Source organism: Bradyrhizobium sp. YR681, assembly GCF_000282615.1.
In the GTDB taxonomy this organism is placed as follows: Bacteria; Pseudomonadota; Alphaproteobacteria; order Rhizobiales; family Xanthobacteraceae; genus Bradyrhizobium.
Map to the genome: position 1 here is coordinate 1 of NZ_AKIY01000280.1, position 13,581 is coordinate 13,581.

Here is a 13,581-nt window from a genome sequence, read left to right on the forward strand (position 1 = left end):
CGGGCGAATTGCGCCGCGAGAACGCGAAAGCGTATCTGCGATTTTAAATGCACGTGAGAGGCCGCCGATGTTGCTCCTCGCTCCGTCATTGCGAGCGCAGCGAAGCAATCCAGAACGCCTCCGCGAAAAGACTCTCGATTGCTCCGCTGCGCGCGCAACGACGATGACATGCCGCTTACGCAAACTCCACCTGCCGCAACTGCCGGAAGCAGCACGTGCTCAGGCCACGAAGCCGTGCGCAATCTTTGCTTTATCCCTGGCTCGCCACGCGCGCGCGGTCGAGATGTTCCTCGATCTTCGGGCGGTCGCGGGTGCGCTCGAAACTGGTGCAGAGCAGTTCGGTCTCGTCGAGAGAAACCGGCGCGCGATACAACCGGCACATGAACTCGGCGGTGGGGCGGCCCTTCGCGGCGGCCGGGCCGCTTCCCGGACTGCGTTCGGCGAGAAACATGCAGTCGCGGCAGATGCTGGCGTCGAGTCGCTGATGGGCCGCATCGAGATGATTGAGGATCTCCCGCAGCGAGTCGCGCAACCTGACGCACTCGTCGGTCCCGAGCGAGGTGACTGCATTGACGACATGGTTGATCGGGTCGTGCTGGCTCAGGCATTTCTCGCCCTGCGCGGTGACGTGGAGCACCACCGAACGCTTGTCCTCATGCGAGGGCTTGCGCACCAGGAAGGACTTGCTCTCCAGCGTCTTCACGATCTGCGAGGCAGTCGCCCTGGTGGCGCCGATGAAGCCGGCAAGCGCGGACGGGGTGCGCGAAAACCTGTTGGCGCGCCCGAGAAAGCGCAGCGCCATCCATTCCCGATCGCGCAATCCATGCTGATTGCCTTCGAAATACCAAGCCCTCGCCGCCTGAACCAGCAGCTCGACGGCTTCTCGTGCCAATGGCATGTATTTACCTCGCCCTCAGGGCTGCGTCCGCTTCGTCCCGAAGCCGCGTTGCGCGCGGGCCTGCGAATGCTTCGACAGACGTCAGGCATCCGGAATTGTTCGATGAACTCGCGGTGCCCGGTCCTTGCGCGAAAGCATGGACTGCAACCCGCCCGACCTGGACCAACCGGCGTCGCGCGGTCCGCAGCGACAGTCTGCGTCGCTCATGGGCCAATCGCGTCGTCATACGGGAGCCCGAGTTGCCGTCACCAGCGGGCGATGGATCGGAGTTGTTCAACCGAAGCCCCTAAAGTTCAAGTCGCAAGCAGACGTTTCTTATAAGCCGTCGAAACGATGAATGAGCTTCTCAACAAAATCAAGTAGAGACACTCTCGGAGACTGGATGTCGTTGCATGCGAATGTAACGTTCAAGACAATCTCGCTATTCGGGACACATGATGGTGAACGCAATACGCTGTTCCGCAAGCATGCACGCAACTATGCGACGGTTTGATTGCACGGCACGTTGCTGGCCGTCGTTGATGCAAGTTGATCGAAGCTTGTGCATGACGAGGCGTCTGCATCGATGAGTCATCCACAACTTGTGCGATGCGCCGGAGAATCGCCAGGGGAACCCGCAAGGAATACACGCGGCGGTTGTTATGGTCGCCAGGGCAGAATCAGCGGGTCGGCCGCGCGCACCGCAACCGTCGGATGCTCATCCAAATGATTGATGCACGCGCGACGGAAACGTCGATGCGTGCGCATGCGCTCAACGCGTGGCGGCATGCGTGCCGACTGTCGAAATAATGAGCAGCGCTCCGCTCCGATCCCATCGGGGCGGAATGGGTGCTAGTCGCCCCTGAGCATGTCCCTCAGTTCGCGGAACGGGTCGGCACTCGGCGATGCCGAGGCGTCTTGCCGCATCGCGTTGTAGATCCTCGGGACCATGTCGATCGCCTGGTCGAGGCCCGAATCGCGTCCCTGCTGGTAGCCGCCCATCAGGCGCAGATCACGCGTGTCCTCGTATTTGGCGATCATGGTGCGCAGCTTGCTCACCAATTCGCGCTCCTCGGGGTCCCAGACATTGTGGGCGAGACGGGAGACCGAAGCGAGCACGTCCACGGCCGGATAGCGCGCCTGGTCGGCAATGTGCCTGGAAAGCACGATATGGCCGTCCAGCGTGCCGCGGATGGTGTCGGCGATCGGCTCGTTGTGATCGTCGCCATCGACCAGCACGGAGAAAATGCCGGTAATCGAGCCGGATCCATCCTCGCCGGGGCCGGCGCGTTCCAGCAGGCGCGGCAGGTCGGTAAAAACAGTAGGCGCATAGCCGCGCGCGACCGCGGGCTCGCCGGCGGCGAGCGCGACCTCGCGGGCGGCGTGCGCGAAACGGGTGATCGAATCGACCACCAGCAGGACCGATTCGCCCCGGTCGCGGAAATATTCGGCGACCGCCATCGCCGTCTTCGGTGCCAGCCGCCGCATCATCGGGCTCTCGTCGCCCGTCGACACGATGGTCACGGCGCGGTTGCGGTTGGCGCCGAGCACGTCCTCGATGAATTCGCGCACCTCGCGGCCGCGCTCGCCGACGAGCGCCAGCACGACGGTGTCAAAACCCTGGCTGCGGGCCAGCATCGCCAGCAGCGTCGACTTGCCGACGCCGGAACCCGCGAAGATGCCGACGCGCTGGCCGGCACAGATCGGGGCGAACAGGTCGATGACGCGCACGCCGGTGCGCAGCGGCTTGTGGACGCGTGCCCGCTTCATGGCCGCCGGCGCCTCGGCTTCCGCCGAGACGGTGCGGGATCCCGGGGTGAGGGGACCTTGTCCATCGAGCGGCGCGCCAAGCGCGTTGATGACGCGGCCCTTCCAGCTCGGATCCGGGGCGAAGGACAGCGGCGGCATCCGGTAGGCGACCGAGCCGAGCCCGCCGGCGAATTGCCGGTCGAACGGCTTTGCGATGATGCCATCGCTGTCGATCCGCACCACCTCGCCGATCTGGGGCTTGCCGCCGGAGTTGACGCCGATCAGTTCACCAAGCCTGACGAAGCGCGACAGGCCGGAGACGCGGAAATGCGTCGGCGCGATCTCGGAGATCGCGCCGCTGACGCTGGCCAGGGGAGTGCTCTGCTGAAGCTCCAGCAGAGCCCACTCGAGTTGCCGAAGAGCGTTCAAGGAAACCGTCCACCCTCATTGCGCACGAGGCGCACTCTATTTGCCCGGCTCGCCCAGCGTCCGGATTGCGTTCTGCAGCGAGCTCTCGGTGCCCTCGATCATCGAATTGGTGCCGTCGAAGGCCCGCGAGGCCGCAATCAGCTTGGTCAATTCCATCATCGGATTGGCGCCGGAGCCCTCGACATAGCCCTGCTTGAAGCCGTCGCGGGAGAAATCGGCGATGGCGGTCGCGGGACGGTCGGGCGTGACGCCGGAATTGCCGTAGCGTTCCAGATTGGCGTCGGCGGGAATGTTGAACAGGCCGATGGTGCCGATCTCGTTGTTGTCCTGGGTGATCGCGCCGCTGCGCGCGATCGAGACCGGTCCGCCGTTCGGGTCGAGCGTGATCTGCGCGCCGCCGGCATCGACGACAGGGAAGCCGGACACCGTCTGAAGGTCGCCGTTGGCGGCGATCTGGAGCCGGCCGTCGCGGGTATAGACCGTGCCGTTCGGGCCGGCGAAGGCGATCCAGCCCTGTCCGACCACGGCGACGTCGAGCGGGTTGCCGCTCTCGGTGATGTTGCCCTGCTCGCGCGAGATGATGTTGTCGCCGGGCGAGGAGAAGGCGACCGGATTCGCGCCCGCCTTGGACAGCACGGTCTCGAATTTCACGACGTCGGTGCGGAATGCCGCCGTGTTGACGTTGGCGACGTTGTTGGCGATCGTCTGGAGGCGCTTATCGAGGGCGACCTGCGCCGACAAGCCGACATAAAGAGCGGATTGCATGACTTACCTGTTGAAGCGGATGTTCTGAAGCGTCGCGAGCATGTCGCTATCGAGGCCGACCGACGTCGAGGCGCCGCCGATCAGGACCAGCGCGGGGTTGGTCGAAGTGTCGTTCTGGGCCTGGGTCGCGTCCCACATCGCCGCGAAGCGCTGCACGAATTTGGTGACCTTGGCCGGGTCCTGGAAGTCGGTGAGGTCGATCTTGTCCGTGATCATCTTGGCCTGGGCATCGATGTCGGACGAGCTGATCGTCGACGACCAGCCCATCGCGGTCTGGACCACCTGGGTCAGCGCCTTGTCGGCGAGGATCTGGTAGGCGTTCGTGATCGTGGAAGCCTTGCGGGTGAAATACAGCGCCAGCCGCAGGCCCTCGTTCTGGTCTCCGGCATTCTGCTCCATCGTCTGCGTGACGTATTGGGTCGCCGTGCCGGTCGTGGCTGCGGTGGTCGAGGTGGCCTGGTCGCCGAGGGCGGCGAAATTGAACGCGGTCGCGAATTCCCGGTAGCGGGTGTCGGTGAGCTTGTTGGCGAAGGCGTCCTTGTCCGAGACGCCCTCGGTCAGGACCTTGCGCATGAACGCCTTGGCGTAGGTCATGTCGCTGAGGCCGTAGGCCTTCATCGCATAGGTGTAGAGGCGGTAATCCTTCAGGAAGTCGTCGATCGTCTTCACGTTGCCGATATGGCTGAGGAAATAATCGGTTTCGCGGCTGACATCGGGCTCCGTCGCGACCTGGGTCATCGACTTGCTCATGTCCGTGGTCAGTCTGGTGTAGTCCGCGATGGTCGATAGCATGGCACGCGCCCCTCTGCCGCTTCCGCGACGTTGTCCCAAGCTGCCGCGAATTGCTTGCGCGGGGCTGGCGATGCGGGAAGCCAGCCTCGCGCAAGCGTCACCGACTAGGTATTCCCGGTGGGATCGGCGATGGAGTGGCGGGTTGCTCAGTTTCGTGGGGATTTTCATCACGGTCGCGGCGCTGCTTGGCGGTTTTGCCGCCATGGGCGGGCATCTGGCCGTGCTCATGCAGCCGTGGGAATTCGTGATCATCATGGGCACCGCGGTCGGCACCTTCATCGTGGCCAATCCGTGGAAGACGGTCGTCGACACCGGGGTTGCCTGCATGCAGGCCATCACCGGCGCCGTGCCGGGACAGCGCTATTATCTCGACCTGCTCGGGGCGCTGCATGCCCTGATGCGTGAGCTGCGGGGCAAGGGCCGCAACGAGGTGGAGGCGCATATCGACGATCCCTCGTCCTCCGAGATCTTCAAGGCGTTCCCGAGCGTGCTCGGCGACCCGTCGCTGCTCCAGTTCATCTGCGATTACGTCCGTCTCATCATCATGGGCAACGCGCGCACGCACGAGATCGAAGCGTTGATGGACGAGGAAATCCACACCATCGTGAAGAGCAAGCTGGCACCTTACCATGCGCTGGTGATGGTGTCCGAGGCGTTGCCGGCGCTCGGCATCGTCGCCGCCGTGCTCGGCGTCATCAAGGCGATGGGTGCGCTCGACCAGTCGCCGAAGCTGCTCGGCGGCTTCATCGGCGCGGCCCTGGTCGGCACCTTCGCCGGCATCTTCCTGTCCTACGGCGTCCTTTCGCCCTTCGCGATCAAGATCAAGATGACGCGCGAGAAGAAGTGCCGGCCCTACATCATCGTCAAGCAGACGCTGCTGGCCTTCATGAACGGCGCCATGCCGCAGATCGCGGTCGAGCACGGCCGCAAGATGATCTCGAGCAACGAGCGTCCCTCGATCGACGTCGTCGAAAACGAGACGATCGCGGGTCCCAAGGCCGTCGCGACCGACGCTGAACCGAAGGCGGCCCGGGCATGACGATGATGGAAGACGTCGAAGTCGATCAGCGCAAGCAGCTGCCGAACTACCTGCTCGACGCGGCGGGTATCTCCATCGAGCGCATGCCGATGCTCAATGTGATCTTCGATCGCATGGCCGCATCGTGCACCGACAGCCTGCAGCCGATGGCCGGAACGCCGTGCTATTTCTCGGTCAACGGCATCACCAACGACCCGCTCGGCGACATCATCAAGGACTACGAGGGTAACGCGGTTGCCGCCGTGCTCTACGCCGAGCAGTGGGATTCCCGCGTCATCATCATGCTCGACCGCGATTTCGTGTTCACCATGGTGGAGGCGATGTTCGGATCCGACGGCGCCGAACCGCCGCTCGACGTCGAGCGTACCTTTTCGAACATCGAGATCCGGCTGGTCCAGGCGCTGTTCGAGCGCTTCGCCAAGGCGCTCCAATCCGCCTTCGCCGGCACCTCCAACGTCACCTTCCGCGTCGAGCGGGTCGAGACAGCCATGGCATCGCTGGCGATCGGTCGAAGCGGCAACATGTCGATCTGCGCGAACATCATGGTCCAGGCGCTGTTCCGCGGCGGCCAGATGTTCCTCATCATCCCGCACTCCGCGCTCAACCCGCTCAGGCAGAAGCTCGCGCATGTCGTCGTCAGCGACGGCCGCGCGGCCGATCCGCGCTGGCGCGAGCAGATGGAGAGCGAGGTCCATCGCACCGAGGTGACGTTGAGCGCGGTTCTCGACGAGAAGATGGTGACGCTCGGCGACGTCGTGAAGTTCCAGGTCGGGCAGGTGCTCGAGCTCGAAGCCACGCCGCGCACGCTGGCCCGTCTCGAAAGCAATAATCAGGTGCTGTTCTGGTGTCAGATCGGCCAGCTTGATGGCTATTACGCCATGCAGGTGGCCGATCCCGTGGATCAGAAACGGGAGTTCGTCGATGATATCCTATCTCGTTGATGCCGTGCTGCTGATTGCGCTCGCGTTCACCAGCATGCGGGTGACGCGGATGCACCGCGAGCTGGCGCGCTTGCGCAGCTATCAGGGCGAGTTCTCGACCATCGTTCACGAGACGGCCGGCGCCTTCGACACCGTCATCACCGCGGCGCACGATTCCACCGCAAATCTCGGGCGGCTCGCCAACGTGCTCAGTACCAAGATCGACCAGGCTCACGAGGCGATCGCGGCACTCGATGCCAGGAGCGGGCTGGCATCCGCTGCGACCGGCGGCGGCGCCGACGTGAACAAGCATTGAAGCCCGGACCAGCGAAGCAAATACGATCGGAGCGTTGAGGCGCTCCGGGAGCGGAAATACCAAGAGGCGATACCAAATGGCGCAATCCTTCGACTACGAGTCTGCATCTGCATCGGGAGAGACCGAGACGTCTCCGCTGGAGCGGCTGGCCGAGATCGCCGCGCGCACGGCGGAGGAGACCGGCAAGTTCGCCAATGTCGATGCCATCCTGCGCATTCCCGTCACCATGCAGGTGGTGCTGGGATCGGCGACCATCCCGGTCGCGAACCTGATGAAGCTCGGCCGCGGCGCGGTGGTTCCGCTCGATCATCGGGTTGGCGAGCCCGTCGACGTCGTCGTCAATGGCCGCATCGTCGCCCGCGGCGAGGTGGTTGTCGTCGAGGAAGACAATTCCCGCTTCGGCGTCTCGCTCACCGAGATCGTTGGGCCGCTGGGGCAGGGTGATACCTGAACATGGCGGCACAGGTCGGCATCGCTCCCATCAAGCAGCGAGGCGTTGCCACGCTGGGTGGAACGGAAAAGGTCGCGGCACTCTTGCTGGCCATGGGTCGGCAGGCGGCTGCGAGCGTGCTCTCGCAATTCGAGCCGCAGGACATCCGTATCGTCACCAAGGCTGCGGCCGAGCTGCGGCCGATCACCGCGCAGGAACTCGAGTCGATCGTCGAGGAGTTCGCCCAGCAGTTCTCGATGGGCGCCAACATTCTCGGCACCATCGGTGGCCTGGAAGCGGTGCTCGGCGACGTACTTCCGGCCGACCAGGTCTCGGCGATCATGTCGGACCTGCTCGGCAATTCGAGCCGGTCGGTCTGGGACCGTGTCTCGTCGGTGTCGGAAAACTCGCTGGCGACCTACCTCTCCAAGGAACATCCGCAGACCGCGGCGCTGATCCTGTCCAAGGTCAAGCCGTCCTGCGCGGCCAAGGTGATGAGCCAGCTGCCGTCGAGCCTGCGCAACGAGCTGATGCGGCGTGTGCTCAGCCTCAAGCCGATCGTCGACGACGCGATGAAGGTGCTCGAGAAGACGCTGCACGAGGACCTGACACTCAATTTCGCCCGCAACCTCGGCGCCGATACCTACGCCCGCGTCGCCGACATCATCAACAAGATGGAGCGCGGCCATATCGAGGACATGCTAAAGAGCCTGTCGGAGAAGCGGCCGAAGTCGGCCGAGGTGCTGAAGGAGCTGCTGTTCACCTTCGACGACGTCATCAACCTGGCGCCGAAGGCGCGCACCATGATCTTCGATCAGGTGCCGACCGACCGCATCGTCGTCGCGCTGAAGGGAACCGACAAGCATTTCCGCGAGCTGATCCTGTCGTCGGTCGCATCGCGCGTCCGCCGCGTCGTCGAGCACGAGCTCGCGATCGGCGAACCCTCGAACCAGCGCGACGTGCTGGAGGCGCGGCGCGTGATCACCGATCTCGCGCTCGACCTCGCGGAAAAGGGCGAAATCGAGCTCAACCCCGAGCAGGAGGATGAGCTGGTCTTCCGCTGACCGCTGAACGGGCATGGCAGAATCATCCGATCAGGAGAGCAAAACAGAAGAGCCGACCGAGAAGAAAGTCCGTGATGCGCTCGAACAGGGCAAAATTCCGGTCTCTCGGGAGGCGTCCATCTTCGCGTCGATGGCGGCGCTGATGGTGATCCAGATGTTCCTGATCGGCCAGGGCGTGCAGCAATTGACGCCGACGCTGAAGAGCCTTCTCGACGATCCCGCAGGCTATCCCCTCAGCACCGGAGCGGACGTGCAGAATCTCCTCACGGTGGTGGGACTCGATGCGTTGCGGTTCCTGGTGCCCCTGCTCGTCGTCCTGGCCGTATTCGGGCTGGCAGCGTCGCTGCTGCAAAACGCGCCCAGCCTGGTGCTCCAGCGCATCATGCCGGAGCTTTCGCGAATTTCCCCGGTCAGCGGCTGGAACCGGTTGTTCGGAACGCAGGGCTTCGTTGAGTTCGGCAAGTCGCTGTTCAAGCTTGCCTCGGTGACCGTCGTCGTGGCCTTCGTGCTGCGCTCGTCCGAAGCGCGGGCGTTCGAGGCGATGTACACCGATCCGGTCGCCCTGCCTGAGATGATCCTCAGCATCGCGATGCGGATCGTGTCGGCGATCTGCATCGCCACCATCGTCCTGGTTGCGATCGATCTCGCCTGGGCGCGCTTCCATTGGCGACGCGAGCTGCGGATGACGCGGCAGGAGATCAAGGACGAGCACAAGCAGGCCGAAGGCGATCCGCTGATCAAGGCCCGCCTGCGTTCGCTGGCACGCGACCGCTCACGGCAGCGCATGATTGCTTCCGCCTCGCGTGCGACGCTGGTGATCGCGAACCCGACGCACTTTGCGATCGCGTTGCGCTACAATCGCGAGGAAAACCCGGCGCCGCTCGTGGTGGCCAAGGGCATGGACGTGATCGCGCTGAAGATTCGCGAAGTCGCCGAGCAGAACAGAATCCCCGTCATCGAGAACAAGGCGCTGGCGCGCGCGCTCTACGAAGCCGTTCAGGTCGATCAGGTGATTCCGGCGGAGTTCTTCCGGCCCGTCGCCGAGATCATCTACTTCCTTCAGTCGAAGCAGGCCCCGCGCCCCGAGAAGGTTCAGTAGATTTCCGAGGATGATTTCGGCTCCATCAGCCTGACGAAAGCTTGCAACCCTAAGCTCCTCTCCAATGAACCAGAATGGGGCTGACGTGGGACCGCTGTATCTCTTCGAACTCGCATCGTCGCAGGCGCGCTACCTCGAACTTCGCCAGTCGACCATCGCGACCAACGTCGCCAACGCGAATACGCCGGGCTTCAAGGCGCGCGACGTCGAGCCGTTCAACAAGGTGCTCGACGGCATGCCGGTCAGGCTCGCGACGACGTCGCCCTCGCACTTGCAATTGTCTGCGGCCGAGACTGACACGCGGGCGACCGCGAAGAAGGACAGCTGGGATGTGGTTCATTCCGGCAACTCCGTCAGCCTCGAGCAGGAGATGATCAAGGGCAGCGACGTCAATCGCGACTACTCGATGAATTCGGCAATCGTGCGGTCGTTCCACCGCATGGTTCTGTCGAGCGCGAAGTGAGGTGAATTGAAATGCTGGACTCACTGAGCGCATCCCTGACGGTCGCAAGCTCCGGTCTCGAAGCGCAGTCGACGCGCATGCGCATCGTCTCGGAAAACCTCGCCAACGCGACGTCGACGGGGCGCACGGCCGGTGCCGATCCGTATCAACGCAAGACCATCACCTTCGATGCCGCGCTGGACCGCGCCTCGGGCGCACAGCTTTCGAAGGTCAAGGAGATCGGGGTCGACACCACGCCGTACCGCGTGGAGTACGAGCCGGGGCATCCCGCGGCGGACAAGGCCGGCTACGTCAAGATGCCGAACGTCAACATGATGGTCGAGATGGCCGACATGCGCGAAGTCAACCGATCCTATGAAGCCAATCTCCAGGTCGTGAAACAGGTGAGGTCGATGCTGGGCATGACCATCGACCTGCTGAGGAGCTGACAATGCTTGAGGCAATTTCATCCACCGCGATTTCCGCAGGCCAGGCGGCGTCCCGGGCGACCGAGACACAGGCGATCTCGCCCGCGGCGACGACCGCGATCCAGTCCGGCGGCGATGTCGGATTCGAATCGGTGATGAAGCAGGTGACGACGGACGCGATCGGAACGCTGAAGGCGGGCGAAGCGGCCTCGATCACGGCGATGCAGGGCAAGGAATCGACGCGCAAGGTCGTCGAGGCCCTGATGTCGGCCGAGCAGGCCCTGCAGACGGCGGTCGCGGTTCGCGACAAGGTCGTGCAGGCCTACCAAGAAGTCGTTCGTATGTCGATTTGATCTGAAGGAATCACGCTGTGAAATCGCTTGCCATTGCGGCCACGGGCATGAACGCCCAGCAGACCAACATCGAAGTCATCGCGAACAACATCGCCAACATCAACTCGACGTCGTACAAGCGTGCGCGCGCCGAGTTCACCGATCTGTTCTACCAGATGGACCGGATGCAGGGCGTCGCGAACGTCAACGGCTCCTCGCCGATCCCGGAAGGCGCCAATCTCGGCCTCGGCGTCAAGTCGGCGGCGATCCGCAAGTTGCACATCCAGGGCGCGCTCACGCAGACCGGCAATCCTTACGACCTCGCGATCAACGGTCGCGGCTGGTTTCAGGTGCTGGGCCCGAACAACGAAGTGCAGTACACCCGCGCGGGCTCGTTCAACACCAACGCCAACAGCCAGCTCGTCACCACCGACGGCTATCTGCTGGATCCCGCCATCACGGTGCCGCAGGGAACGGTCCAGGTCACGGTCAACCAGACCGGGCAGGTGTTCGCCAAGCTCGACACCGAAGTGAACCCGCGGCAGATCGGCCAGCTCAACCTCGCCAACTTCGCCAACGAGGCGGGCCTCGAGCCGCTGGGCAGCAACCTCTATCGTGAAACCACCGCGTCCGGCACACCGGTCGTCGGACTGCCGGGCGATGCCGGCTACGGCAAGATCAACCAGCAATATCTCGAAGCCTCGAACGTCGACCCGGTCAAGGAAATCACCGAGTTGATCTCGGCGCAGCGCGCCTACGAAATGAATGCCAAGGTCATCCAGGCCTCGGATGAAATGGCCCAGACAGTGTCGAAGGGCATGCGCTAGTTCCGGTGTTTCGATGTTGAACAGGGTGGGCCTGATCATGCGCGGGTTGGCCGCCGTGCTGCTGGTTCTCGTCTCGGCGCGCGTCGCCGCGGCCGAGGAGAAGCGGCTTCCCGTGCCGGCCGTCTCGATCCGCGCCGGCGAACTGATCCGGGACGAGATGATCACGGAGCGGACATTCGCGCCGAACGTGCTCGGCGTCGCAATGTTCGTCGAAGGGCGTCAGGTGCTGGTCGGCCGCATGGCACGGCGCGCGCTGCTGCCGGGCCAGCCGATTCCGACCAATTCGGTGGAAGATCCCTGGACCGTCGCCCGGGGCGCCATGGTCAAGGTCGTTGTGGAGGACAGCGGCCTGTCGATCGTGACCTACGGTGCGGCCATGCAGTCGGGCGCACCCGGCGCGCTCATCCCGATACGGAACACCGACACCGGCGTGATCATCAGGGGCGTCGTCCAGCCGGACGGCACCGTCAAGGTCGTGGACGGGTCATGACCAGAGTCCTGCTCGCGCTCGTCCTCCTCGTCTCCGCCGCCAGTGCCCAGGCCGCCGTCCGCATCAAGGACATCGCCGACATCAAGGGATTGCGCGAGAACCAGATCGTCGGCTATGGCCTCGTCATCGGCCTGAACGGCACCGGCGACACGCTTCGCAACGCTCCGTTCACGGAGCAGTCCCTGCAATCGATGCTCGAGAACATGGGCATCAATGTCAGGAACGAGACCACCAGCACCAACAATCCTCCACGTCCGACCACGCTGCGCACGCGCAACGTCGCGGCCGTGATGGTGACCGCGGACCTGCAACCCTCGATCGGGGCGGGCGAGCGCATGGACGTGACGGTATCGTCGCTGGGCGACGCGACCTCGCTGCTCGGCGGCACGCTGGTGATGACGTCGCTGCGCGCGGCGGACGGTGCGGTCTATGCGGTGGCGCAGGGCGCGATCACCGTCGCCGGCTACAGCGTGGGCGGGCAGGCGCAGAATGTCAGCCAGGGCACGCCGACCGCCGGGCGCATCCCGAACGGCGCGCTGGTCGAGCGCGAAGTGAAGGGAAGTCTCCATGAAATGGAATACCTGGTGCTCGAGCTCAAGAATCCCGATTTCGTCACCGCGACCCGCATCCTCGACGCCATCAACCGCTACGCCGGTGGCCGCTATCGCGCGCAGATCGCCTTCGAGCGCGACTACCGCACCATCGTGTTGTCGAAGCCGCGCTACATCGGCCCGGTCCGCTTCCTCGCCGAAATCGGCGAGTTGACGGTCGAGCCGGACACGCCGGCGCGCGTGGTGATCAACGAGCGTACCGGCACGGTGGTGATCGGGCGGGACGTGCGGATATCGACCGTTGCCGTGACGCATGGCAATCTGACGGTTCGTGTCACGGAGATGCCGGTGGTGTCGCAGCCGGCGCCATTCTCGCGCGGGCAGACGGTGGTCGTTCCCCAGACCGTGGTCGAGGCCAACGAGGCCGGATCACAGGTGGCAATCCTGAGCGGGGTCGATCTCCAGCGTCTGGTGCGCGGATTGAACCAGATCGGCCTCAAGCCATCAGGCATCATCGCGATCCTCCAGGCGATCAAGACAGCCGGCGCGCTCCAGGCCGATGTCATCGTGCAATGATGCACAAGCGTCGTGCAAGCTTGGTCGCTCAATGCTGAGGTCTCGACCGAGAATCGCACGCGGCCCAATGCTGAAACCGGATCACAGAGCCAAGCTCCTCCTCCTGATCGCGACCTTCGCGCTCATGGGCGCATCGCCCGCGCTTGCGCTGGACGAAGCCAAGCCGTCGAAGCCGCTCAACCTGCTGTCCTTCGCGCGTGCCCGCGCGTCCGGACCGCAAAAGCCGCCCCTGCCGGCCTCGCCGATACCGGCCGAAAATGCGTCGACCCGGGCGACGGCATGGGCGGCGGAAGACACTGGACCTGCAATCACCGGTGCGGTGCCGGCGCCCGAGACGCCTGCACGTGCGCCGGCTCCGGCACCAGTGCCCGCGGCCGCGCCCGTTCGGCCTGCCAAGGCCGGTAGCGTGACGGCGCCCCCGAAGCCCGCACCGCCTCCGGCCGCAGCGGCTGGCG

General features: G+C 64.4%; 16 protein-coding genes and 1 pseudogene. 13 read left to right on the forward strand and 4 right to left on the reverse strand.

Annotated features, from left to right (window positions below):
• Window positions 1–250: 250 nt before the first annotated feature.
• From PMI42_RS30355 to PMI42_RS30370, 4 genes are all read right to left on the reverse strand, one after another.
• Window positions 251–898: a MarR family winged helix-turn-helix transcriptional regulator gene (locus tag PMI42_RS30355; RefSeq protein ID WP_008141768.1), complete on the reverse strand. Its 648-nt coding sequence runs from the start codon at window positions 896–898 to the stop codon at window positions 251–253.
• Window positions 899–1,729: 831 nt separating this feature from the next.
• A complete protein-coding gene (gene fliI, locus PMI42_RS30360) occupies window positions 1,730–3,055 on the reverse strand; it encodes a flagellar protein export ATPase FliI (protein ID WP_008141770.1) in 1,326 nt (441 codons plus the stop codon).
• 36 nt (window positions 3,056–3,091) lie between these two features.
• Window positions 3,092–3,820, reverse strand: coding sequence for a flagellar basal-body rod protein FlgF (gene flgF / locus PMI42_RS30365; RefSeq protein WP_008141771.1), 729 nt, complete (start codon window positions 3,818–3,820; stop codon window positions 3,092–3,094).
• 3 nt (window positions 3,821–3,823) lie between these two features.
• Entirely contained in the window at window positions 3,824–4,612 is a 789-nt protein-coding gene (locus PMI42_RS30370; protein ID WP_008141772.1) for a DUF1217 domain-containing protein, read from the reverse strand.
• A 142-nt stretch (window positions 4,613–4,754) separates the two neighbouring features.
• Between PMI42_RS30370 and motA the strand changes: the two genes are divergently transcribed.
• The 13 genes and pseudogenes from motA to PMI42_RS40300 all read left to right on the forward strand — a co-directional run.
• Window positions 4,755–5,651, forward strand: a complete 897-nt coding sequence (gene motA, locus PMI42_RS30375) for a flagellar motor stator protein MotA (protein WP_008141773.1) — start codon at window positions 4,755–4,757, stop codon at window positions 5,649–5,651.
• Window positions 5,652–5,653: 2 nt separating this feature from the next.
• On the forward strand, window positions 5,654–6,592 hold the full coding sequence (locus PMI42_RS30380) for a flagellar motor switch protein FliM (protein WP_035967086.1): 939 nt from the start codon (window positions 5,654–5,656) through the stop codon (window positions 6,590–6,592).
• Window positions 6,573–6,887, forward strand: coding sequence for a hypothetical protein (locus tag PMI42_RS30385; protein WP_008141775.1), 315 nt, complete (start codon window positions 6,573–6,575; stop codon window positions 6,885–6,887). Before PMI42_RS30380 ends, PMI42_RS30385 begins: the two co-directional genes overlap by 20 nt.
• Window positions 6,888–6,963: 76 nt before the next feature.
• Complete coding sequence (gene fliN / locus PMI42_RS30390) at window positions 6,964–7,338, forward strand: flagellar motor switch protein FliN (RefSeq protein WP_008141776.1); 375 nt, start codon at window positions 6,964–6,966, stop codon at window positions 7,336–7,338.
• 2 nt (window positions 7,339–7,340) lie between these two features.
• A complete protein-coding gene (locus PMI42_RS30395; RefSeq protein WP_008141777.1) occupies window positions 7,341–8,381 on the forward strand; it encodes a flagellar motor switch protein FliG in 1,041 nt (346 codons plus the stop codon).
• 13 nt (window positions 8,382–8,394) lie between these two features.
• A complete protein-coding gene (flhB, locus tag PMI42_RS30400) occupies window positions 8,395–9,480 on the forward strand; it encodes a flagellar biosynthesis protein FlhB (protein ID WP_008141778.1) in 1,086 nt (361 codons plus the stop codon).
• A 64-nt stretch (window positions 9,481–9,544) separates the two neighbouring features.
• Window positions 9,545–9,943, forward strand: a complete 399-nt coding sequence (gene flgB, locus PMI42_RS30405; protein WP_008141779.1) for a flagellar basal body rod protein FlgB — start codon at window positions 9,545–9,547, stop codon at window positions 9,941–9,943.
• An 11-nt stretch (window positions 9,944–9,954) separates the two neighbouring features.
• Window positions 9,955–10,371, forward strand: coding sequence for a flagellar basal body rod protein FlgC (gene flgC, locus PMI42_RS30410; RefSeq protein ID WP_008141780.1), 417 nt, complete (start codon window positions 9,955–9,957; stop codon window positions 10,369–10,371).
• 2 nt (window positions 10,372–10,373) lie between these two features.
• A complete protein-coding gene (fliE, locus tag PMI42_RS30415; protein WP_008141782.1) occupies window positions 10,374–10,703 on the forward strand; it encodes a flagellar hook-basal body complex protein FliE in 330 nt (109 codons plus the stop codon).
• A 17-nt stretch (window positions 10,704–10,720) separates the two neighbouring features.
• Entirely contained in the window at window positions 10,721–11,509 is a 789-nt protein-coding gene (gene flgG, locus PMI42_RS30420) for a flagellar basal-body rod protein FlgG (protein ID WP_008141784.1), read from the forward strand.
• A gap of 13 nt (window positions 11,510–11,522) precedes the next feature.
• Window positions 11,523–11,999 (forward strand): flagellar basal body P-ring formation chaperone FlgA, encoded by a 477-nt coding sequence (gene flgA, locus PMI42_RS30425; RefSeq protein WP_081502973.1) that lies wholly within the window; start codon window positions 11,523–11,525, stop codon window positions 11,997–11,999.
• Window positions 11,996–13,126, forward strand: a complete 1,131-nt coding sequence (gene flgI / locus PMI42_RS30430) for a flagellar basal body P-ring protein FlgI (RefSeq protein ID WP_008141790.1) — start codon at window positions 11,996–11,998, stop codon at window positions 13,124–13,126. The genes flgA and flgI overlap by 4 nt, the downstream gene beginning before the upstream one ends.
• A 67-nt stretch (window positions 13,127–13,193) precedes the next feature.
• A pseudogene (locus PMI42_RS40300) lies at window positions 13,194–13,581 on the forward strand (MotE family protein); the annotation flags it as partial.